The following is a 21,842-nucleotide window of genomic DNA, read 5'->3' on the forward strand; positions in this document are numbered from 1 at the left end:
CTCTATGATTATTCTCCCCCGCCAGCTATGGCTCTTCGTGCTGACTTTTCTTTTCTGCCTGCGGGGCTATGCCCAGGCACCCACAGAAATCCTTTTCACGGGCAGTTACCAACAGGCCCCCCTCACCCAGGTCCTGCAGGAAATCCAAGCCAAAACCCCGGTCAGGTTCTACTTCAAGCCAGAATGGGTAACCAACCTTAAGGTGACCAAAAATTTTGAGCGAGAGAAAGTGACCACCGTGGTGGAGGCGCTGCTGGAGAACACAGAACTGGAGGCGGCCTGGTACCATGATTATGCGGTGATGCTCTTCCCATCGGCGGCCCACCATCCGGCCATCGTCTACAAAGACAATGAAGGCAAACCCCTGAACCGGTTGCTCTTCGGGTTGCCTAAAAACGCCCAGGACGATAAAAAAGTGGCTCTGCGGGGCAGGGTTACCAGTGCCAAAACCGGAGAGCCCGTGGTAGGCGCTACCGTTTCTGTGCCGTCTCTGGCGATTGGCGACCAAACCGATGCCAATGGCGAGTACCGGCTTTTGCTGCCCATGGGCGAGCACTTGGTATCATACAAATCCATTGAGTTATTGCCCGAGGAAAGACAGGTGGGCCTCTATGCCGCCGGTACCCTGAACCTGCAGCTCTATCAGTCGGTGGTTGCCCTGAATGAGGTGGAGGTACGCGCCGATGGCCTGAATGACCGCAATGTGAATACTGTGCAGATGGGCATGAACAAACTGAACATAGGGGTGATCAGGAAGATGCCTACGTTCATGGGCGAGGTAGACGTGGTAAAGAGTGTAATGCTGCTGCCTGGGGTAAGTTCTGTGGGCGAGGGCTCGGCGGGCTTCAACGTAAGGGGCGGCGGCTCTGACCAGAACCTGTTGCTCATGGGCCAGATTCCTATCTATAACCCTTCGCATCTTTTCGGCTTTTTCTCGGTCTTCAACCCAGATGTGGTCAAGGACCTTAACTTTTACCGCGGCGGCATTCCTCCAAAATACGGCGGGCGCTTATCATCGGTGCTGGAGGTGCAGCAGAAAGAAGGCCAGAATACCAAACTCAAAGGCAACGGAGGCGTGGGGCCTATCACCAGCCGTCTGGCCCTGGAAGGCCCATTGTTCTCCCCAAAGACTACTTTCCTGGTGGCAGGCCGGGCTTCTTACCCCAACTGGGTTTTGCATAGCCTCAAAGACAAACAGTTAAGCCAGACCCACGCCGCCTTCTATGACGGCAACGCCAACGTGACCCATACGTTCAGCGCCAAAGATAAAATCAGTTTCAACAGTTACGTGAGCCATGATGCCTTCGGGTTCACCCAGGACAGTATCTATTCCTGGCAGAACATAGGCGCCTCGTTGAAACACACCCATTCCTTCAGTGAGCGGTTAGTGGGTTCCTTGAGCGGGGTGTTCAGTAAATACCGGTTCGGGATCGAGGACCAGGACTCTACCAATGCCTCTAAGTTCAGCAACGGAATATGGTCGGCGAGTATAAAGGCCGAAGGGAACTACGATGCCCGTCAACACCAACTTGCGTTTGGCGCGGAAGGGATTTACCATACCTTTCAACCGGGCAAACTGGAGCCGGCCTCGGCCAATTCCGGCGTGAACCCCATTGCCCTCACCCAGAACCAGGCCTTGGAAGGCGGCATCTTCGCCAGTGATGAATACACCATTACCCCGCAGTGGACCGTCATGCTGGGGCTGCGCTATTCTTTTTACCAGAACCGTGGGCCAGGGCAGGTGTATGTGTATGCGCCGGGCCAGCCCAAACAGGAGCGTACCATCATAGACACGCTGTCTTACGGGTCAGGGGAAGGTATTGCGTTCTACCATGGCCTGGAGCCCCGCGTATCCCTTAAGTACAGCATCACAGAGGTTAATTCTATTAAAGCCGGTTACCAGCGCATGCGGCAGTACCTGCATTTGATCTCAGGCGCTATGGCCGTGGCGCCCATTGATTTCTGGCAAACCAGCAACACGCACCTGAAACCGCAGGTAGCCGATCAGTGGTCTATTGGGTACTTCCACAACTTCTCGGGCAATTCCATTGAATTCTCAGTGGAGCCTTACTACAAGCGCATCCAGAACCAACTGGACTACAAAGAAGGCGCAGAGCTTTGGCTGAACCCCACCATTGAAGCTGATTTGTTACCCGGCAAAGGCCGCACCTACGGCGTGGAGGTGCAACTTGCCAAAAAGCAGGGCGATTTAACCGGGTGGGCCAGCTATACCTATTCCAGATCAGAGATTCAGGTGAACGGGGCTTTCCCAGAGGAGCAGGTGAACAAAGGGGCTTTTTACCCTACCAACTATGACAAGCCGCACACCGTGTCTGTGGTGGCCGCTTACCAGTTAACCAAACGCCTGGCTTTTACCTCCAACTTCATCTATAGCTCCGGACGGCCTACCACGGCCCCCATCGGGCTGTATATGGTTGGAGGGGTAGAGGTGCCGGTTTACGGTGACCGGAACCAGGCCCGCATCCCGGATTATCACCGCCTGGACCTGTCCATGACCATTGAGCCCAATCACCGGAAAGACAAAAAATGGGAGGGCCGCTGGAGCGTTTCGGTGTACAATGTGTACGGCCGGCAGAACGCCTACTCCGTCTTCTTCCGCCGCGATGTGGGCGCTCCGCCCCAAGGGTATAAGCTCTCTGTGGTGGGGGTGCCCCTGCCTTCCATTACGTATGACTTCAAATTCTAGTCCCCATGGCAACGTATAAATTTGGTTTGAAAAACAGCTTTCTTTGGCTTCTTGCGCTCGTGCTTATCTCCTGCGTAGAGCCCGTTGATTTAAAACTGCCTGCCAACGTGAGAAGTCTGGTGGTGGAGGGCTTGGTGACGAATGAACCCGGCCCATACACCGTGAAACTCGCCATGACCTCGCCCTACGGAAGACCAACCGGCCTGAAGGACCAGGAATTAGATAAGGCGCAGGTGGAAATAACCAGTAGTGCCGGCGAACGGGAAATATTAATGGAGCACGGATTGGGCATCTTCAAGACCTCTCCCAACGGATTGCGGGGGAAGGTAGGCGAAGCGTACACCCTGCGCGTGAAACTCAAAGATGGCCGGTCCTATACCTCTACCGCGCAATTGCTCACCGCCAGCCCTCCGGTAGAAAACATCCAGCTACAGTTCCAGAAGTTGCCCGTGAAAGAGGGAGAAGAGACGCCCAACTACCGCTACGAGGTCTCAGTGGATGTGACCGACCCCGCCCGGGAAAAGAATTACTACCGTTGGGAGTGGCAGGGAATTTTTGAAGTTTCCACCCAACCATGGGATTATGAGTACTGGCCACCGCTGGGCAATGGTCCTATTCCTATGCCCAAACTCTGTTGCAAGACTTGTTATGTTTATGATACCACCAAGGTCACCGAAGTGGGCGAAGACCGCTTGTTTGACGGCAACCGTTATCGCCAGATCATTGGGTACCTGCCTTTGACGGCCGAGAACATCAATGTGCGGTATCATCTGGAGGTGGCCCAGTACTCGGTTTCTGCCGAAGCCTATGATTTCTGGCGGGTTTTCATCAGCCAGACCCGCAATACCGGTTCTGTGTTGGATCCGCCTCCGGCCAACCCTAGAGGCAACCTGTCCAGCACCACTGATCCTGATGAAACGGTGTATGGGTTCTTCGGGGCTTCGGCGGTTACCAGAAAAGCAATCTTCATCAATCGGTCAGATGTGCCGGTGGTACCGCCCCTCTTGAAGTACCCCGATGATTGCCTCACCATGAAGTACAGTACTACCATTCGACCCCCTTTCTGGTAAAAGTATGAGCCCAAGCATTGCCTATAAAAAGTGTATGGAGAAGTCTAAACCAGCACTGTTGTTCCTGTTTCTTTTGCTCCCCTTAATGGCGTTCACCTGGCGGTCAGGTTCCTGGAAAGGGATATTGGCCGGCAGAGAGGGAGAAGGACCGGAACAGGTCCACGTGCGCTTTTCCCAGCCGTACTACGCCAGCGGCGATACCGTCAGGTTCAAAGCCTACGTGTTCGCGGCTGCTTCCCTGCAACCATCGTTTCAGAGCCAGATTCTGGAAATTGAGTTTAAAACGACAGCTCCGGGTACTACCCAGCACCTGCGGTTCCCCATTATACAGGGGATGGTAACCGGGAGCTTTGTCTTGCCAGACACCTTGTCTCGCGGCCAGTATGCCGTAATGGCTTACACCCCAGCGATGATTCCGGCGGGGAAGAAAGACGCTTTCCAGACCAGGTTAAGGATTCTGGGGCCTGCCTCCGCTAAAGCCAAAGTTGATCCTGAGGCTTTGAAAAAACAAATCTCCGTAAACTTGCAGGCCTACCCCGAAGGCGGGAAACTGGTAGCGCAGGTAGAGAATAGACTGGCCATCAAAGCCACAGACCAGGAGGGCAACGGCGTAGCCACCAAAGGCCTGATCATGGGTGCTGCAGGAGCCGCAACGGTATTCCAGACAAACCACGAAGGAGTGGCCCTGGTGCAGTTTACCCCGCAGGAAGGCCAGCAGTACCAGATGGTGCTGGAAAACAAAAACACCACGGCCGTTCTAAAGGGAAGCAAATTCCCCGCGGTAGAAGCCCAAGGCATCAGCCTGCGGATGCAGTCCCCAACCGATAGCGCGCTGCACATAAAATTACTCTCGAATTCGGCCTGGATTCAAAAAAGAGGCGATAAACGGGTGCAGGTCAAAGTGCTTGCCGGAAACAGGACGGTTCTGGCAACAGAAGAAAAGCTTAACCGCGCAGAAGGGGTTGAGGTCATGATTCCGCACGGGAAATTACCGGCCGGCTTATTAACCTTATCCGTTGCCAACGCAGAGGGACAAGTAGAGGCGCAGCGGTTCGTGCTGGTACAACATCCCAGGCAACTGCGAATCCAATTGAAAACAGACCGGATCAGGTATGGCCGCCGGGAGCCCGTGCGCGTGACTGCCCTGGTGACAGATGCAGCCGGCAAACCGATAGAAGCCTCCCTGGCTTTTGCGGTGCGGCCCCGCGCGCAGTCACAGGAACTGTATGCCTCATCCCTGGAACGGGAGATTTTCCAGGGCGTGGCGCCAAGGCAGAGTTTGACAAAGGCCATGGCGCCGGCGGTGGATTCTACCCTGGAGGTTGCGCTGCTGGCCCTGACGCCGTTTCGCAACTTTGTGGCTGGTCCAACCCAGCAGACGCCGCCAGATACTGCCCTTGCCTTGTCAATTGAAGGGAAAGTAGTAGATGACAAAGGCGCCCCGGTGCCTACTACCACCCTGCTGATGTTTGGCCGCGGCAGCACCGAGCCCATGCTCCAGACGCCCGGGCCAGAGGGCAGTTTTGTGTTTCAGTCCCCTGATTTCGTGCATCCAGACCAGTTCACGTTTGAGGTGCTGCGCTCCGGTGAAAGGGTCAAAGACGCAAACCTGGTGTGGACCAACCTGCCTTCCTTCACCAAGGCCACAGTCTTGCCTTTGGTTTTAACGGAGCCTGAGGCTCAGTACCTGAGACAGACCGCCCTGCGCAAACAAGCCACTGCGCTTTTCGGGGTGAAGGGAGGCATTGCCCAAGAAAAGGATAGTACCGCGGCCTTGCTGGAAGAATTGGGCACGCCAGACCAGTCTTTTGACATGAGTCAGTATGTGACCTTCAAAGATCTGGCCGAGGTGATAAAAGAAACCATTCCGCTGGCCAGTGTGGTGGAGAACGATAAAGGACGCAGCATCCGGATTTTCTCCCCCGAGCGGAACGGTGCCCGCTACAAAGAGCATCCGCTGTATTTCATTGACGGAGTACCCACCTTGAACAATGACTGGATGCTGCAACTGCCCGGCACCGCCATCAAGAAGATAGACCTGTTTTATGCCCAGCGCAAACTCAGAAACCTGGGTATGATAGCGCGCCACGGGGTGCTGTCTATCACCACCAATGCCCCGCATCCAAAACCAGCGGAGTTCCAGAACAACCAGACCCTGGCCTGGGCCGGTATAGCGCCGCTGCATCCTTTCAAGGTGCCTTCCTATGAATACAATATTCCCTCGCCGGCGCCAGATCTAAGGAGCATGCTTTTCTGGGCACCGGCTGTTGCCACAGATGCCAAAGGGCAGGGAACTATCAGTTTCTACACCTCAGATGATATTGGTGAATTTGAGATAGAAGTGGAGGCGTTCACCAAAACCGGGTCATTAGGCACCCAATACCTGCGGTTCTCTATTACCCCAAACCTGTAGCCCAGGAGAAGTTCCGGACATTCGCTACCACGTCCTTTTAAAACTTAAGGCAAGCGTGGTGGTTGTGAAGAGAGGCAGCAAAAGTATAAATCAGGCAAGGTCAGGCATTCTCCTGGTCTTTCCTGATTACTTTTGCGGCTATACCTGAAGGTGATTCCATACAGCCAACTAACCGGCAGAAACGTATTGTCCTTTTTGGTCTCCTGAACCTGTGAAACCGATGCTGTTATCCATTATTAAAATAGTGGCCCTGTTGTACGTGGCTCTCTGCGGGCTGCTGTATTTCTTCCAGGAGAAGCTTATTTACTTTCCTGTAAAGTACGGGAAAGATTACAGATTCAAATTTGGGCAGAAGTTTGAGGAAATCAGCATTAAAATCCCGGATAACCTATTGCTGAATGCCCTGCTGTTCAAGGCAGAGAAGCCCAAAGGCGTGATTTACTACCTGCACGGCAATGCCGGTTCCCTGGCCAGCTGGGGGATTGTAGCCGAGATTTACACTGATCTGCAGTATGATGTGTTCATGCTGGATTACCGAGGATTTGGAAAAAGCGAAGGCAAAATCAAAAGCCAGGAGCAATTCTACCAGGACGTGCAAACCGCCTATGACCTGCTGAAAACCCGATATGATGAAAGCCAGATCATCGTGTTGGGGTATTCCATTGGCACCGGACCGGCCACCAAGCTTGCCGCCGAGAATCGCCCCAATAGGTTGATTCTGCAGGCCCCGTATTATAGCGTCACAGAGCTCATGAGGCGGCGGTTACCCATTATTCCCACGTTTATCCTGAAGTATAAATTTGAGACGTACCAGTACCTGCCAAAGTGTACCATGCCCGTGGTCATTTTCCACTGCGAGCAGGATGAAATCATAGACTACGAGTCATCGGTTAAACTACACCAATGGCTGAAGCCAACAGATAAAGCCATCATCCTGAAGGGCCAGAGCCATAACGGCATGAGCACCCATCCGCAGTACATGAGTGAAATTAGGCAGGTCCTCCGGTGATCGCTTGTTTCTGAAGAGGCTTTTGGGGGTATTGTCTTTCCTGCATTTTTCTAAGAAGAGGCAACGGGCAGCTTTGTAGCTCGTAGTAGGCAATAATTCAGATTCTACGATATTCGGTGATCTTAATGAATTAAATCTTGTCAGTTGGAGGGCTGTGCCAGGCACTAATTACAAACCCTAACCAGCCTAAAAACACCGCTACTCAAACCCCCTAATGCCTGACGCTTGCCGTTTACCCGTGAGGCGCAGGCTACGTATGAAACTATGATAGAAGCAGTTAAATTCTGGAACGAACCAAACAACAAATCACACTGGGCTTACGAGATTGACCCCGAATGGAAGATTTTCGGGGAAATGGTGAGACTGGCCGCCAAAGCCTGTAAAGCCGAAAAGCCGGAGATTACCCGCGTGTTAGGAGGCATCTCGCCCATAGACCCGCATTTTATCAAGACTTTAGAACGCCACGGCACCCTGGAAGACCTTGATGCCGTAGCCGTGCACGGTTTCCCACTGGACTGGAACCTCTGGAACATCAACGAGTGGCCCGATAAAATCGCTGAGATTGAAGCCGTCACCAATTTGCCCGTGTGGGTAACCGAAGTGGGGATTTCTTCCTTCGGGGCCGAGGAAGTTCAGGAATTTGGGTTGCGCCGTACCGCCGAGTTGTTGATGGGCCGCGTGGACCGCGCTTTCTGGTACAGCCTCTATGACCTGCCTCAGGCCTGGGAAGCCACCACGCGCCACCGCGAGGCTGAGGGATCTTCTTATTACCGCCACTTCCACATGGGTCTGCTCAAGGAAGACGGTACCCCCAAAATCGCCCATAAACATTTCGCTGACTACACCCCTGAGTTCGGGATCTGCCAGTGGTTCCACTTTGAAGACCACCGCCTGGACGATGCCGTACAACACCTCCGCAACCTGGGCGTGAAGAAGCTGCGCACCGGTCTGAGCTGGGCCGATTGGCTGCGTCCGGATGCCGAGAAGTGGTTTGACCACGTCATGAAGAAGCTGGATGAATTTGACGTGACCGCCACCTTCTGCTTCACCCCAGAGCACAAAGGCGTACAGCCGCACCACACCAGCCCACCCCAGCATATTGAGGAGTTCGCTGATTTCTGCGCCCTTATGATGCGCCGTTACGCCTAGTACCTTTTATATCTGAATTCTGTAAAGCATCTCTGTTTAACGCCCGTTTTCTCTAAAACAGGGCTTAAACAGAGATGCTTCATTTCAAGAAAACATCAGCCGCCTTATGAGCCAGGAAACCCAGGAAGAAACCCCAGATGTTTGGATGCTGAACATGCGCCGGGGCACGTTTGAAGAAGCTTGGAAGCACAGCGATGCCGTTTTGAAAAAACGCGCCGGAAAACCCTGCTGGCACTGGCCCCGCCACTTCCAATACGTCTGGGACGGCTCCTCTTTGCAAGGTAAACGGGTGCTGGTGCGCTGCTACCACGGCCTGGGCGACACCATCCAGTTCATCCGGTTCGCGCCGCTCATCAAAGCCATCGCTAAAGAAGTTATTGTGTGGGCCCAGGCGCCATTGATCCCGCTACTGGAAACCATTCCCGCCATAGATAAGCTCTTGCCCCTGAATGACGGTACCCCCGAGGTAGAGTATGACGTGGACGTGGAAATCATGGAGCTAACCCATATCTTCCGGACCACCGTGGACACCATCCCGTCCCAGATTCCTTACCTCCAGGTAGAGCCCCTGCCGCTTCCCGGCAATCAGGAGAAACTGAACGTAGGCTTGGTCTGGAAACCCGGCGACTGGAATCCGCATCGGTCTATTCCGTTTGATTTTCTGCGGCCGCTGGCCGAGGTGCCAGGCATCAACCTCTATATCCTCCAGGAGAATGCCGCCAACGCCGGTTGGCAGGGAGGTTTCGGTATCCATCCCGGGGAGTTCAGTTTGTATGATTACGGGCGCGTTATCAAAGGTTTGGACCTGCTCCTTACCGTAGATTCCATGCCCGCTCACCTGGCCGGTGCCCTCAACGTCCCCGTCTGGACCCTGCTTCACGCCAATGCAGACTGGCGCTGGATGGATGACCGCGAAGACAGCCCCTGGTACCCTTCCATGCGCCTCTTCCGGCAAGAAGTAGCCGATGACTGGGCAGGCGTGATCAACCGGATAGTGGTTGAGCTGGAAAAGCTTACAAAGGAAGTGCAGGTGGCGAAGTAAGAAGTTGAACGTGCATAGGTTTTAGGCCTGCTTTTAGAAAAATAGGCCCAAAGCACAAAGAATAAAAAAAGCGGAGGGGAAACCCTCCGCTTTTTTTATTCTCCTTTCAACTGTTTATACCGGTTCTTTATCTCCCCAAGCTTACCCTGGTGATAGGCAAACCCATGATACGCTGCCAAAGCCATTGCGGCCCAATTGATGTACAGTTTAGGGGAGTCTAATTGTCGGGCCAGCCTGAACATCTTGTGGCTACCCATGGAAAGGTAATAGCGCATGCGGTAGATGAGCTTGCGCTGGGTAGTGGGGGTTTTGTCGTCTGGGGTGACGCGTTTGCGGGGTTGTACGCCGCTACGAGGCCAGGTGAGACGGTAAGCCAGACCTTCGCGGCGTTGCCGGAAGCCGGCGGCCTGGGTCTGCTCCACAAAGCGGGCATCTACCGGCTCCAGTTGCAGGCGCCCTGCCTGGATAGCATTGGTCACCAGTTTGTCTACCAGTGGCGAGCGGACCACCACTACGTTCGTGCCGCGGCCATCGGAGGAATACGGTTCCACCCAGGCATCGCCGAAGGAGATATCAGAGGTCTCTGCCACCACGTCATCGCAGTAATTGCAGGCCGAGTTCATGTAGAAGCCGGCTCCCCAGTCACCATCAGCCAGGTGCCACCAGTCGCGGTTCACGCTGGAGCCGTCGCGGAGGGTGAGTTTGGCGTTGTACCAGTTGGCTGGTCGGTTGGGGTCTTTCTGGCGGTACTCTACCCGTTCAACCTGGTCTACCGGCACGTTCATCTGCCAGGCGAAACTCTCCACAAAACGGGCGCTCTTCATGTGGCCACAGAAAAGCCCCAGGGTGTACTGGATGCGCTCGCGGTACATGGGGTTTTCCTGGCGCAGCAGCTGGATGGCTTTGATAAAACACGGAATGCCCACCACGGCGTAGCGGCCCGGCACCTCCCTGATCAAAGAAAGCACCTCAGACAGTTCAATGGGGTAATAGCGTGACTTGGCCCCCTCCCGGATCTCGGCCTCGGTACGCGCGATGCGGTAGCGGAAGTAACGGCCGTCTTCCTGCGGGTCTTTCGTGGCGATCACGTGGGCCACGCCGTCAATGAGGCCTTGGCGCATGAGCTCAGTGGCTACCCAGGTAACCATTCCTCCGGAGCTGCCTTGCATCCTGAAATCCTCTTCAGACACGTGGCCCACGTACGCCGCCTGAAAACGTCCCATGGCATTGTCCAGTATGGGGGCGGTGGGGAAGAGGTGGGCACCCAGGTAATCTTCGTTTCTGGACCCCGGCGAGAACGGGCAGGTTCTGGTGAAACTAGCCGACTCACGTTTGTACCAGGAGTTAGGGCCCTGGGGTTTCAGTTGGCCGTAGGCGTCAAAGTCCATCTGGGTGTCTGGCAGGTTGGCCTGGGCCACACAGCTGCCGCAGCCAATGCACAAGCCAGACTTCACAATATCACGGGGGCTCAGCAGGTCTTTCATGCGTATTGAACTTGTTTTAACGCCAGCGCCCTATCCAGATACGCATTGGAGGTTTGCCGCAGCTGCTGAATCTTCTGCGTGATCTGCGGGTTCAAAGGGGTACTCAGCAAGGTCTCGTACTGGGCGTAATCTGAGCCCTCGGGTAGCAGGTGATGCTCGCCGCCTATCTTGGCCATGAGCCCCTGCAGTTTATGCCTACGGTACGGCGATGACTCACACACAAACGGTTTGGCATTGCGAAGGGCAAAGACGCAGCCATGGAAAAAATTGGTGGCCACGGCTTCTGCTTTGGCCATGAAATGCGCGAAGTCATGCGGATCTGTGGTGATCCACTGCTCGTCGGCGAAGTCGTTGCGGTACCCGAAACTGATGAGCGGCAGGTTCCGGCTATCGGCGTACTGCCTGATCTCGCGGGCGAATGATTCTGAAAAGTTATGACCGTAGACCGCAATGTAGGGTTTCTGCAGCAACTCGTGGTCACGGTCCTCCGGTATGATGGGGAACTGCAGGCAAGGGTCCAGCACCATCTCGGGCTCAAAGCCTAGGGCGTCTTTGATGATGGTTTGGGAATTGGCGTCGCGCACGGAGATGGACTCAAAGTTCCGCAGCTTATCGGCCCAGAAAGGGTGCATGCCCCAGGAGGCGTCATAATTTCCGAAACTGGCGGCGTACGAGATCAGGTGCTGGGTTTTCAGGCCATCGCCGTAGAACAAGGGGCAGCAGCCGTACCACGGGTGCGAGAGGTTCCAGACCTCATCACTGCCTACCACCACCACATCGTAGTTTTCCATCTGGCTGGGGTCTTCCAGCGGGAAGCGGGGCGAAAGGGGCAGGGTATCAAAAACGCGGAAGAACTTCCGAATTTTCTCGCGGTACAATGGGCGGTCAGATGCGGGTACCGGCGTAGGCAACACCGGCTGGAAAGCGCATTTCCATTCTACCAGGTTTACCCGCTTAGAGTCATGGTCCAGGATCACGGCTTCGTGGCCGCGCGCCTGCAGCCCCTCGGCCAGGCAACGGGCCTGCCAGTAACTTCCATAATTGATGCAGCGGTGAAAGGTCAGGACCCCGATCTTTAAAACGTTCTTATGTTGTAGGTTCTCCAAAGCTTTTCTGAAATAAGGGTAGAAGCCGGGCCGGCAGGCTGCGCTGTAGGCACAGCCCACACCCGGGAAATGGTAATTCATGCCAACGGCATACATTTGGTTTAGGTTATATATTCATCTCCTTAAATTGCCACTGGGGCAGCGTGTTTGTCTTAAAGTGCAGAACCTCAAACCAGAAGATTAACCGGGAATAAATGGAGGCAAAAGGCAGGAAGCAGGGTTACTCAAAGAAAACGGTTTGCGGCTTTAGCCGTTTAAAGACACGGCTAAAATTTTCCTTTGCTTTTTTGCCTTGCATTTCAAAAAACAGGCGCTAAACTGCACGCCCGCGCTTTCAAAAACAGACTACATGACCAAAATTTTATTGATCCGCCACGCCACCACAGACTCAGTGGGCAAACGTTTATCTGGCCGCACGCCGGGTGTTTTCCTGAACGAGGAAGGAGTGGCACAGGCGCAGCAGCTGGCCCAAAGATTGGCTAATTTTCCCGTTGACGCGCTTTACAGCAGCCCTCTGGAGCGCACCCTGCAGACCGCCGATTTCGTTGCCCAGGCGCAGCAGCTGCAAACCATTCCCATGGAGGATTTCCTGGAGATAAATTTCGGGGAGTGGACCAATTGCACTTTTGAGGAGCTGAGTGGCGACCAGCAATTTCAACGGTTCAATTCCTTCAGAAGCGTGACCCGCATTCCGGGTGGTGAGCTGATGCTGGAGGCGCAAGCCCGTGTCATTGCGGGGCTGCAGAAACTTTGTGCGCAGCACCCACACGGAACGGTGGCGGTGGTAAGCCATTCAGATTTGATCAAAGCCGCGGTGGCCTATTACGCCGGCGTTCATCTGGACATGTTCCAGCGCCTGGAGATCAGTCCGGCCTCAGTGAGCATAATTGAAGTTTACGAAGAAACCGCTCGGATTCTGCTAATAAATGACACCGGAGAATTAAAACCTTAAAGCGGTAAATGGAGTAATGCGGGTTAAAGCGGTGGTACAAAGCTTGGCCTACAGGTGAAAACTAGGTAAAACCTTCTTTTAGAGCCCTCAGCCGCGGTCATTTACATTACCCTTGTCTTATCGCATACCACTGATGTTTTCGTTTAAGGGCTGTTTTTTGAAAACGGCAAGAGAAAAAGAATTTGTCTTTTACCTGCCTCGGGTCTGTGCCTGCCAAACTACAATTGATGCCAGAACCGAGGTGAATTGAAAACATCTTCTCTCAAAAGCCAAGGCCGATGGGAGACACCACCAGTAGCTTATAACCTAATACTACACTCTTTATTACCCACCCATAAACTCGTGTTACATGCATAATGTCGTAGAAAAAGCAGAAGGAAAACTAGGTTTGTTGATGCCCGGTTTAGGCGCCGTGGCCACCACCCTCATTGCCGGGGTAGAAGCCGTTAAAAAGGATCTGGCGCAGCCGGTTGGTTCCCTCACCCAGATGGGAAGCATCAGGTTAGGAAAACGCACCGAGAACCGGTATCCTAAAATCAAAGAGTTTGTTCCGCTGGCTGATCTGAATGATATTGTTTTCGGGGGCTGGGACGTGTACTCAGACAACGTGTTTGAGGCGGCTATGAAAGCCAAGGTATTGGAGCCCATGATGCTGCACGCCGTGAAAGCCGAACTGGAAGCCATTAAGCCCATGAAAGCGGTTTTTGACAAGGCCTATATCGCTAACCTGGACGGCGACCACATCAAGGAGGCGGCCACCAAAGCTGATTTGGCCAAGGCCCTGATGGACGACATCGAGAACTTCAAGGAAGCCAACGACTGCGCCCGCCTGGTGATGGTGTGGTGCGGTTCCACCGAGAAGTATATTGAGGAATCTGAGGTACATCAAAGTATTGAGGTTTTTGAAGCAGGGCTGCAGAACAATGATCCGGCCATCGCGCCATCAATGATCTACGCCTACGCCGCCATCAAACTGGGCGTGCCGTTCATGAACGGGGCACCTAACCTTACCTGCGATATCCCTGCGCTGATTGAACTTGCCAAGCAAACCGATACCCCTATTGGAGGTAAGGATTTCAAGACGGGCCAGACCCTGATGAAAACCATCCTGGCCCCGGGCCTGCACGCCCGTGCTTTGGGCGTGAAAGGCTGGTTCTCCTCTAACATCTTAGGTAACCGCGACGGGTTGGTTTTAGATGCCCCTGAGAACTTCAAGACGAAAGAGGTCTCCAAGCTGAGCGTGCTGGACGAGATCTTCCGCCCCGAGTCCAACCCCGAGTTGTACGGAGATATGTACCACAAAGTACGCATCAACTACTACCCACCGCACGGCGACAACAAAGAAAGCTGGGACAACATCGACATTTTCGGATGGTTAGGCTACCAGATGCAGATCAAGATCAACTTCCTGTGCCGCGACTCCATTTTGGCTGCGCCATTGGTGCTTGACCTGGCCCTGTTCAGTGACCTGGCCAAAAGAGCCGGTATGTCTGGCATCCAAGAATGGTTGTCTTTCTATTTCAAGTCACCTCAGACCGCCGAGGGCCTCAACCCTGAGCACGATATTTTCAAGCAATTGATCAAACTGCAGAACACCCTGCGCCACATGATGGGCGAAGACCTCATCACGCACCTAGGCATGGACTATTACCAGGATCTTGTAGAGGCGATGTAAGCAGAAGTCTTAATACTTTTTAATCATCCTGTAAGGATTTTGTGGGCCATCTGGAAAACGAACAACCAAGCGGTTTTCCCTCTGCCAGCAGGATCTTTCCAGGACGATAAAAGTCTGAGTTAAGCCTTAACTAATAGCAATAGCTCCTTTGTTTTAAAGCCGATTTCATGAAAACGGCTTTAAAACAAAGGAGCTATTTTTTTCCGTAAACGAAGGGAAATCCTAAGTAAATTGTAGCCAGGCAAATCAACCGCAACTCTAGAAAAGCAGAAGCCAAATGGACTTTACCACTTTCCAAAAAAGCATCTCCGCGCCATTGCCCCCGGCAGGAGCTTCCGTCTACCTGCAGGCGCTGTGGCATGATGCCCAAGACAATTGGAAAGAAGCGCATGAACTGATCCAGGATTTACCGAATAAAAACGCCGCCTGGATTCACGCCTACCTCCACCGCAAAGAAGGTGACCTCTGGAACGCTGATTACTGGTACAAACGCGCGGGCCAAAAAAGGCCCTCTGGCACGTTGCAGGAGGAATGGGAACAGTTGGTGAAGGCGTTCTTATAGCCCAAATAGTCCCTTTACTTAACACACATTCCGTCCCCCTTTCAAGGGGGTAGGGGGATGATTACTCGTGCAGGTTACGCATTCCTGATATGTAGGGGCAATCCCTTGTGGTTGCCCTTGCAGGAGAAGCACCATTGAAGTCTCCGCTCTGTAGCAAAGCCAATGGTTCTACAAACGGCCTTGTCATCTCCCTACCCCCTTCAAAGGGGGACGAAATGCATGCTTGCCTATATCTGCTGTGATTACCAGCTTAGTGCTTGGGACAAACTTCAAGATACTTTCACCACTGCTACTGCTACATCCGTGCGTACTTCTGGGATGGAGAAACTGCAATTACCGCCATGCGCTTCAACTTGAAACTGTTCCCGCATGTTGCCTTCCAAGGTGTTCCAGGTGGTAATCTGGTAACAGCCATCTTGCAGGCCAGGGATCTGCACTTGTATTGTGAGAGCAGAAGCATTGGGATCCATTAAGCGCTTGCGTTGGTACAGGGCATCTTTCCGGAGAAGCCAGACCACGGCCTGCTGGTCATCGGCGCAGCCAAACACCGCGAAGGAGGGTTTTGAGACCTTGATCTCTTGGTTCAGGTTTTTCCGCCGGAAAGTGGGCCAGTGGATGAGCTCCAGGAAACCAGTCATGTTCTTCTGGGCTACGCGCATGCCGGGCGTGAGGGTATGCGGATGGCGGTTGGGCCAGCGCATGCCACCGCCGGCCGCCCCAGAGGCCAGGTGCGCCCATTGGATGTGCCGGAAATACTCATCGTCAAACTCGGGGGCAAGGGTGTGCTTCTTGTCTTTGAACAGGTGAATGGGGCCGTGCTCAGAGTCAAAGAAAGGGCGGTTGTCGGGGGCGTGTTCCAGGGCCTCGCGTACCAGTTCGCCTACCTTGATGGCCGAGTCTACCGTGTTCTTGGGGTAGTCAATGGTCTTGGCATCGTAGAAGTGGGTGCTTGCGAAATCAAGCAAGGGGTGCCGGAAAATGGTATCGGCGGTGTCTGGGTGCGTGTGCAGGATAGGCCCGAAGATAGACACGGTCTGGGGGTGGGAACGGCCGTAGAGGCGCAGTTCCAGTTCGCGCACGTGCTCGCTCAATTCGGTGGCTACCCTGGAGAAACCCTCTGAATTGTTGCCCATGTGGGCCGGGTGCATCTCGTTCCAGAGGTCCCAGGCAAAGAGTACACCACTGCTGCCCCAGCGTTCCACCACAAAAGTGAGCCGCGCCTTGATAACGGCCATGGTATCTGGGCAGAGGAGCCACTGACCGCGGCCGGCGCAGGGGCCACCCAGGCTTTTGTTGTAAGGGTGGTACTTCCACTTAAGCCACATCCAGAAGGTGTCATAGGGTGTGAGCAGGATGCGGAGGCCGTACTTAGCGCAGAGTGCGAAAAGATCGTCCCAGAGTTTGACCATACTGGGATTGAACGTGCCTGCGGGTTTCTCAAAGTAGCGGTGCTTTACCTGGGCGTATTCCAGCATGAGGCGAAGGCAGGTTACGCCGTGCTCTGCGAGATACGCCAGGTATTCTTCCACGGCGGCCAGATTCTTCCGGCGGAACAAGCCTTCCAGCTCGGGCCAGGTAATGGCATCGTTCTGGCCCACGGGCGTCCAGGGCTGACCGTCCTCGGTGATAAAATAGGGGGCGTCTGGAGCCACTTGGATCCAGGGCAGGGAAGCGATTTTGAGTGGGTTGGAAATCTTAGAAGCAGGAGCAGGTTTTAAGATGGAGGCTTGACGCATGTTTCTTTGCTTGCTATATATCGGTTAATCCTAAGCATAGGAGGGTGTACCCAACTGATGCTTTTGGTTTAAAGGTCTTGGGATATGGGACAATATTCTTACCGGCGAAAATAGAATTAGCCCGGCATGGTTTAACGTAAAGAGGAAGGTTGGGGATGATGAATAAATACTGTACTATGATAAGGGCAGGTGTTTAGTAGAACAACTGCGTGATCACGAAGGAGATCACCGACACCACAAAGCCCACCATGAAGAAGATGTAGGCAAACCGCAGGCTGGTGTATTTCTTCTGCAGCACCACGCCCAGGTGGTAGTTGTCTTTGATCATGCTGCCATACAGTGTTTTGGGGTTAGACATCATCTCAGTGATGCCTTCTTCATATTCCAGCAGGCTGATGCTGTGGAAATCCCCGAAGAACATGAGGTTAATCTTGTCTTTGCTCAAATCCCGGTTGGGCTGATCTTTCTTAATGCGGGGCATGGTTACCAGAATAGCCAGCACCATGGTGCAGAGGGAGGTGAAAAGAAACAGGATGGCCGGCACAATGAGCTGGGGTTCCGTGTCCAGTTTCCTGAACAGCACCGACAGCAAGATAGAAACAATGATAGAGTTGATGGTAAGCAGAATATGCGCCTTGTTGTCTGCCATGTCACTGAGCCGCATCTGGTTGGCGGCCGTGATCCGGAACATGGTTTCTGTGCCCCGCTGGGTTTTCTGTGCCTTATCTTTTTTCTTTTTTCCTTCAGGGAGTGCACCCTCGTTCACTTCAGCCATTGCGCTGCGGTCTTTTAGTATGGTGGGGATAAACGTAACCGCAGACCTGCAGAAGGCTGAGCTGCCAGAGTTCTTCCGCGGTTACATTTCCCTATACTTAGTTTTGGTGCTGTGGTTGAGATCTAGGGGTAATTTCTTTCGCGGCTCCGTCGATGAGATTGCTTCCCCGGTTTTTGCTATAACGCCTGTAGATGCCGCAGCGCCAGAAAGCACAGAGACACCGAGCCAGAAACGCAGATCTCTCCGTTCAGCACTTTGGGGAGCACCTGGTCCAGCGGCACCCGTACCACCTCAATTTCCTCGGTGACGTCTAAGGCCTGTTCCTGCTCCACGCGTACATTCTGGGCCAGGAAAAGGTGGATGCGGCTGGTGTCTTTGGCCGGGTTGTCATGCAGCACGCCCAGCGGCACCAATTCCTGCGTAAGGACGGCGCCGGTTTCTTCCAGCAGCTCGCGGGTGGCGGCGTCCTGGGCCTGTTCCTGGTCTGGGTAGAAGGAGCCGGCGGGCAGCTCCAGGAAAATCTTGCCGGCGGCGTGCTTGTACTGGCGCACAAAAAGCACCTCGTTTGCCTCCGTGATGGGGAAGACATAGGCGCCATCGGGGCGCTCGCTCACAAAGAAATCGTCTACCACGTGGCCGCTGGGCAGTTCCACCTCGTCGCGGCGCAGGGTGTACCATTTGTGTTTGTAAGCAATCTGGGAGCGAAGCAATCGCCAGGGGCGGGGGTAAGGCATGACTTTAAACTAAATGAAAACAAAGATGCTCGTTTTTGGCTTTCTTTCCAGAAAGAAAGCCAAAAACGAGCATCTTTTCTGTAAAAGAATTAGCGGGTGAGGGTGCGGTTTTTACCTTCCACTTTGGCGGCCACGGCCTCTTGCCAGGCCTGTCCGGTAGCCGAGAGCAGCTCAGAACTGTTCCAGGTGTGGGTGCTGTTCTGGTTCTCTGGGTCAGGCTCGCAGATGTAGATTTCGTGGTCTGGTTTCTGGGTTACTTTCAGGCCGCAGGAGCGCAGCATGGCCTCAATGCAGGCGTGGTTGGGCGCCCACCAGTTGGTGACATCGCCGGCCAGTTTATGCTCAATAAAAGCCATTTTAGGGTACCCTTGCTCCAGCATCACCTCGCGTTCGTTGAACTCAATATCAGCGGGTATCTCGGCCACTTCCTCGCCGGGCATGGTCAGGGTCTGGAATACCATCAGGCGCGTGGTTTTCTGCGAGAGAATGTCCAGCGACAACAGCGGATAACGCAGATGATACATCACGCCCATGTACCAGATGAGGTCAAATTTCTCCTGCAGATGAGCCACGTCATACACCTGCATTTGCCGGAACTCCACCTTGTCATCCAGCCCAAACTGCTGGGCCACCCAGGCGGCTTGCCGCAGGTAATGCGGGTCCACGTCAATGCCCAGCACCGAGGCGCCTCTCTTGGCCAGTTCCATGGTGTAGAAACCAGCGTTGCAGCCCACGTCCAGCACGCGCCAGCCGCTTAGGTCCTCCGGAATATATTTTTTGATGTGTTCCCATTTGAAGGACGGGAAATCGCCGAGGCTATGGTTGGGGGCGGTTTGGGTGCCGTCTGGCAGGTGCAGGTTATGAAACCAGGGGCCCAGTTGGGCTATTTCCTGAGTTAGGTCCATAGGGGATGATTGGGTTTGTTTGTGTTCACACGCTTGTACGGAAAACAGGATAGTAAAAGTTATATGTATGTGCGGCCTCTGCTGAAGGATTCTTTGGAGAAGTATATATTCTTTTGCCAGGCACCCAAGACCGTTTGTTTTTGGCTTGTTTTAGGAAAAATAGGCGGGAAATGCAGCGTTTATGGCCGAGTTCCTGTAACTTATGGCAAACTTGTTCTTCCAAATAAAAGCCATTCATACAAACATAATGATCCTGAAAAGAACCCTTACTTTCCTGCTCTGCCTCATGAGCGTCTCTGCTTTCGCGCAGGACTGGAATAAGAAGAAATGCGCCGTGGTCCTCACTTATGACGATGCCCTCAACACGCACCTGGACAAAGTAATCCCGGCGCTGGACTCTGTGAAACTGAAAGGCACCTTCTATCTCATCGCCTCCTCGCCGGCGTTCACCAAACGCCTGCCCGAGTGGCGCAAGGCCGCCGCCAACAAGCACGAACTCGCCAACCATTCGCTATTCCACCCCTGCGACGGCCGCCAACCCGGCAGAAGCTTTGTGACCCCGGATTATGACCTGGCTACCTACTCCGTGCGTCGCATCACCGATGAGATCAAGATGACCAACGCAGCCCTGGAAGCGGTAGACGGCAAAAAAGAACACACCTTCGCCTACCCCTGCGGCGATACCAAAGTGGCCGGCGTCAATTATATGGACGGTCTGAAGAACGACGTGTTTGCCGCCCGCGGCGTGCAGAGCGTCTACGTACCCAAAACGCAGACAGACGTGTACAATGTAGGCTCCTTTATGATCAACGGCCAGACCGGCGATGAACTCATTGCCATGGTGAAGAAGGCTATGGAAACCAACAGCATGGTTGTGTTCCTGTTCCACGGCGTAGGCGGCGAGCACGCCCTCAACGTCTCCCTGGAGGCGCACCACCAATTACTGCAGTTCCTGAAGAAGAACGAAAAAGACATCTGGAACACCACCTTCATTGAGGCTGCCAAACACCTTAAGGCAACAGCTTCGGCGAAGAAGTAAACGGGTATAGCTTGTAAAAAGCCCCGCTGCTTTCTGCTTGTTTTCGATAAAACAAGCAGAAAGCAGCGGGGCTTTTTATTTGTGATTAGTTAGAGCTAATAGGCTGGCAATATTTTGCCACGTTTTCTCTTATCTCTTCTAAGGTGTTTAGGGACAAACCATCTTTAGCGGAAGAAAGCACAAGCATGATTTTTCTGTTTCTATAGAACGTCAAAGTCAACGGGTTCCATTTTCGTTGGGACTTTGTAACAGGACTTGAAGCCTGGAGAGTTGTTTCGCTAAACGGTAGAACTTTCTTTTTGATAAGAAGGGGAATAGAGGTTGTTTCCAGAATGATTTCTTCCCGTTCTGTGTCAAAGGTCAACCGCAGTAGCCGGCTTCTTCCGAAAGCATCTATCAAAGCCATTAAAGCAAAAACTCCTGCCAATGGATAATAGCTATCCCAAACCAGATCGGTCTTAATGAAGAGGTCAACCAGAGGTAAAATAGCCAATGGTAAAAAGGTAAAAAGAACCTCTTTGATTGCTGCTTTTCTGAGTTTTCGAATATCTGATGTATAAACCAGCATCTGGTAGAAAACCTAAATTATCCCTTCTTAAAAATACGCTGCGTACTCTTTCGGCAGCTCGTCTAGCTCCTTCAGCAGGATGTCTTTGTAGTAAACCTCGGCGGCTTCGCTTTGGATCTGGATTTTGCCTTTGGTGAGCGGAGTGGTTTTGTCGTTTTCTACGTAGCGGGAGTTCTGCAGCACCATCACCACCTGGCCGTTCACAATGTGCAGGCTTTTGCCTTTGTAGCAGATCAGTTCAATCTGGGTCCAGTCGCCGTTTTTGCTTTCACGGTTTTCGCTGCGTAGGCACAGGCCGTCTCGGCCGGAGCCCCGCCCGAAACCCAGGAACGGCTGCTTCGCATCAGCCACGGAGTTCATCATGCCCTCGGGGAGAAACGCCCTAATGTCAATGGCGGAGTTGGCGATGCTCCAGTAATCACCGGTGTGGCCTTCCATGATCTGGAATTCCTGCGAGAGCATCCAGGCGCGCCAGTAATCTTTCCCGCTTTCCCCAATGGAATGGTACAACACCCCCGAGTCTTTGAGCAGGTCTTTGCGGGGTTCAAACTTGTTCTGGCCCCACCTGTATTTGAGCTTGAGGTGGTAGTTCTCGTACTCCTGTTTGGTGTAGACGCAGCCGTAAATCTCGCCGCTCACCTTCAGAATTGGTTCGCCTTTTTCCTCCATGTACGTGAACACCGTCTGGCCTTTCTGGTTGTACCCGATGGGCGCGATCTCCTTGCCTTGCGCATCCGTGGGCACTTTGCCGTTGTAGCCCAGTTTATGCCGATAGCTCAGGTACGTTTCCCACTGCGTGAGATTCTTGTCCAGCAAAGGCGTCCATTCTTTTTTGGGCAGGAAGGAAGATAATCCAAGACAAGTGAAGAGTAAGGCGGTAAACCAGAGGGTAGGTTTCGTTTTCATAGTGGGGTTG

18 protein-coding genes are annotated in these 21,842 nt (G+C 53.5%); 10 read left to right on the forward strand and 8 right to left on the reverse strand.

Features of this window, described 5'->3' with window-relative positions; translation table 11 throughout:
• Positions 1-4 precede the first annotated feature (4 nt).
• The 6 genes from J3P35_RS06820 (at position 5) to J3P35_RS06845 (ending at position 9,390) form a co-directional block, all read left to right on the forward strand.
• Positions 5-2,707: a TonB-dependent receptor gene (locus tag J3P35_RS06820; protein WP_210463579.1), complete on the forward strand. Its 2,703-nt coding sequence runs from the start codon at positions 5-7 to the stop codon at positions 2,705-2,707.
• 5 nt (positions 2,708-2,712) lie between these two features.
• Positions 2,713-3,777 (forward strand): DUF4249 domain-containing protein, encoded by a 1,065-nt coding sequence (locus J3P35_RS06825; protein ID WP_210463580.1) that lies wholly within the window; start codon positions 2,713-2,715, stop codon positions 3,775-3,777.
• Positions 3,778-3,781: 4 nt separating this feature from the next.
• Positions 3,782-6,190 carry a hypothetical protein gene (locus J3P35_RS06830; protein WP_210463581.1) on the forward strand — a complete coding sequence of 803 codons (2,409 nt, stop codon included), beginning with the start codon at positions 3,782-3,784 and terminating at the stop codon, positions 6,188-6,190.
• A gap of 220 nt (positions 6,191-6,410) precedes the next feature.
• On the forward strand, positions 6,411-7,199 hold the full coding sequence (locus J3P35_RS06835) for an alpha/beta hydrolase (protein WP_210463582.1): 789 nt from the start codon (positions 6,411-6,413) through the stop codon (positions 7,197-7,199).
• Between the two features lie 225 nt (positions 7,200-7,424).
• Positions 7,425-8,348, forward strand: coding sequence for a glycosyl hydrolase (locus J3P35_RS06840; protein WP_262897542.1), 924 nt, complete (start codon positions 7,425-7,427; stop codon positions 8,346-8,348).
• A 106-nt stretch (positions 8,349-8,454) separates the two neighbouring features.
• Positions 8,455-9,390, forward strand: coding sequence for a glycosyltransferase family protein (locus J3P35_RS06845; RefSeq protein ID WP_210463584.1), 936 nt, complete (start codon positions 8,455-8,457; stop codon positions 9,388-9,390).
• Positions 9,391-9,485: 95 nt separating this feature from the next.
• Here J3P35_RS06845 and J3P35_RS06850 read toward each other — a convergent pair whose 3' ends face one another.
• Positions 9,486-10,874, reverse strand: coding sequence for a Coenzyme F420 hydrogenase/dehydrogenase, beta subunit C-terminal domain (locus tag J3P35_RS06850; protein WP_210463585.1), 1,389 nt, complete (start codon positions 10,872-10,874; stop codon positions 9,486-9,488).
• A complete protein-coding gene (locus J3P35_RS06855; protein ID WP_210463586.1) occupies positions 10,871-12,061 on the reverse strand; it encodes a polysaccharide pyruvyl transferase family protein in 1,191 nt (396 codons plus the stop codon). The genes J3P35_RS06850 and J3P35_RS06855 overlap by 4 nt, the downstream gene beginning before the upstream one ends.
• Positions 12,062-12,329: 268 nt before the next feature.
• On the opposite strand from J3P35_RS06855, the gene J3P35_RS06860 reads away from it, so the two are divergent.
• The 3 genes from J3P35_RS06860 (at position 12,330) to J3P35_RS06870 (ending at position 15,169) form a co-directional block, all read left to right on the forward strand.
• Complete coding sequence (locus J3P35_RS06860) at positions 12,330-12,932, forward strand: histidine phosphatase family protein (protein WP_210463587.1); 603 nt, start codon at positions 12,330-12,332, stop codon at positions 12,930-12,932.
• 349 nt (positions 12,933-13,281) lie between these two features.
• Positions 13,282-14,607 (forward strand): inositol-3-phosphate synthase, encoded by a 1,326-nt coding sequence (locus J3P35_RS06865; RefSeq protein ID WP_210463588.1) that lies wholly within the window; start codon positions 13,282-13,284, stop codon positions 14,605-14,607.
• 277 nt (positions 14,608-14,884) lie between these two features.
• On the forward strand, positions 14,885-15,169 hold the full coding sequence (locus J3P35_RS06870) for a hypothetical protein (protein ID WP_210463589.1): 285 nt from the start codon (positions 14,885-14,887) through the stop codon (positions 15,167-15,169).
• 269 nt (positions 15,170-15,438) lie between these two features.
• On the opposite strand, the gene J3P35_RS06875 is transcribed toward J3P35_RS06870, so the two are convergent.
• From J3P35_RS06875 to J3P35_RS06890, 4 genes are all read right to left on the reverse strand, one after another.
• Positions 15,439-16,905: a glycoside hydrolase 5 family protein gene (locus J3P35_RS06875; protein ID WP_210463590.1), complete on the reverse strand. Its 1,467-nt coding sequence runs from the start codon at positions 16,903-16,905 to the stop codon at positions 15,439-15,441.
• A gap of 193 nt (positions 16,906-17,098) precedes the next feature.
• Positions 17,099-17,596: a Pycsar system effector family protein gene (locus tag J3P35_RS06880; protein WP_210463591.1), complete on the reverse strand. Its 498-nt coding sequence runs from the start codon at positions 17,594-17,596 to the stop codon at positions 17,099-17,101.
• A 260-nt stretch (positions 17,597-17,856) separates the two neighbouring features.
• Positions 17,857-18,414, reverse strand: coding sequence for an NUDIX hydrolase (locus J3P35_RS06885; protein ID WP_210463592.1), 558 nt, complete (start codon positions 18,412-18,414; stop codon positions 17,857-17,859).
• Between the two features lie 89 nt (positions 18,415-18,503).
• Positions 18,504-19,319 (reverse strand): TIGR04290 family methyltransferase, encoded by an 816-nt coding sequence (locus J3P35_RS06890; protein ID WP_210463593.1) that lies wholly within the window; start codon positions 19,317-19,319, stop codon positions 18,504-18,506.
• A gap of 247 nt (positions 19,320-19,566) precedes the next feature.
• Between J3P35_RS06890 and J3P35_RS06895 the strand changes: the two genes are divergently transcribed.
• Positions 19,567-20,358, forward strand: coding sequence for a polysaccharide deacetylase family protein (locus J3P35_RS06895; protein ID WP_246850006.1), 792 nt, complete (start codon positions 19,567-19,569; stop codon positions 20,356-20,358).
• An 85-nt stretch (positions 20,359-20,443) separates the two neighbouring features.
• Here the strand turns inward: J3P35_RS06895 and J3P35_RS06900 are convergent, their stop codons facing one another.
• Together J3P35_RS06900 and J3P35_RS06905 are read right to left on the reverse strand one after the other, a co-directional pair.
• Positions 20,444-20,926 (reverse strand): hypothetical protein, encoded by a 483-nt coding sequence (locus tag J3P35_RS06900; RefSeq protein WP_210463595.1) that lies wholly within the window; start codon positions 20,924-20,926, stop codon positions 20,444-20,446.
• Between the two features lie 27 nt (positions 20,927-20,953).
• A complete protein-coding gene (locus J3P35_RS06905; RefSeq protein WP_210463596.1) occupies positions 20,954-21,832 on the reverse strand; it encodes a 3-keto-disaccharide hydrolase in 879 nt (292 codons plus the stop codon).
• Positions 21,833-21,842: the final 10 nt, after the last annotated feature.

The sequence above is a fragment of the Rufibacter roseolus genome (assembly GCF_017916365.1).
Taxonomy (GTDB): Bacteria; Bacteroidota; Bacteroidia; order Cytophagales; family Hymenobacteraceae; genus Nibribacter; species Nibribacter roseolus.

Excerpts from the sequence above, each read along its gene's own strand:
- J3P35_RS06900 (WP_210463595.1), bottom strand. The coding sequence starts at position 20,926 with ATGCTGGTTTATACATCAGATATTCGAAAACTCAGAAAAGCAGCAATC.
- J3P35_RS06845 (WP_210463584.1), top strand. The coding sequence starts at position 8,455 with ATGAGCCAGGAAACCCAGGAAGAAACCCCAGATGTTTGGATGCTGAAC.
- J3P35_RS06875 (WP_210463590.1), bottom strand. The coding sequence starts at position 16,905 with ATGCGTCAAGCCTCCATCTTAAAACCTGCTCCTGCTTCTAAGATTTCC.
- J3P35_RS06895 (WP_246850006.1), top strand. The coding sequence starts at position 19,567 with ATGATCCTGAAAAGAACCCTTACTTTCCTGCTCTGCCTCATGAGCGTC.
- J3P35_RS06835 (WP_210463582.1), top strand. The coding sequence starts at position 6,411 with ATGCTGTTATCCATTATTAAAATAGTGGCCCTGTTGTACGTGGCTCTC.
- J3P35_RS06850 (WP_210463585.1), bottom strand. The coding sequence starts at position 10,874 with ATGAAAGACCTGCTGAGCCCCCGTGATATTGTGAAGTCTGGCTTGTGC.
- J3P35_RS06870 (WP_210463589.1), top strand. The coding sequence starts at position 14,885 with ATGGACTTTACCACTTTCCAAAAAAGCATCTCCGCGCCATTGCCCCCG.
- J3P35_RS06890 (WP_210463593.1), bottom strand. The coding sequence starts at position 19,319 with ATGGACCTAACTCAGGAAATAGCCCAACTGGGCCCCTGGTTTCATAAC.
- J3P35_RS06825 (WP_210463580.1), top strand. The coding sequence starts at position 2,713 with ATGGCAACGTATAAATTTGGTTTGAAAAACAGCTTTCTTTGGCTTCTT.
- J3P35_RS06880 (WP_210463591.1), bottom strand. The coding sequence starts at position 17,596 with ATGTTCCGGATCACGGCCGCCAACCAGATGCGGCTCAGTGACATGGCA.
- J3P35_RS06820 (WP_210463579.1), top strand. The coding sequence starts at position 5 with ATGATTATTCTCCCCCGCCAGCTATGGCTCTTCGTGCTGACTTTTCTT.
- J3P35_RS06830 (WP_210463581.1), top strand. The coding sequence starts at position 3,782 with ATGAGCCCAAGCATTGCCTATAAAAAGTGTATGGAGAAGTCTAAACCA.
- J3P35_RS06865 (WP_210463588.1), top strand. The coding sequence starts at position 13,282 with ATGCATAATGTCGTAGAAAAAGCAGAAGGAAAACTAGGTTTGTTGATG.
- J3P35_RS06885 (WP_210463592.1), bottom strand. The coding sequence starts at position 18,414 with ATGCCTTACCCCCGCCCCTGGCGATTGCTTCGCTCCCAGATTGCTTAC.
- J3P35_RS06855 (WP_210463586.1), bottom strand. The coding sequence starts at position 12,061 with ATGAATTACCATTTCCCGGGTGTGGGCTGTGCCTACAGCGCAGCCTGC.
- J3P35_RS06905 (WP_210463596.1), bottom strand. The coding sequence starts at position 21,832 with ATGAAAACGAAACCTACCCTCTGGTTTACCGCCTTACTCTTCACTTGT.
- J3P35_RS06860 (WP_210463587.1), top strand. The coding sequence starts at position 12,330 with ATGACCAAAATTTTATTGATCCGCCACGCCACCACAGACTCAGTGGGC.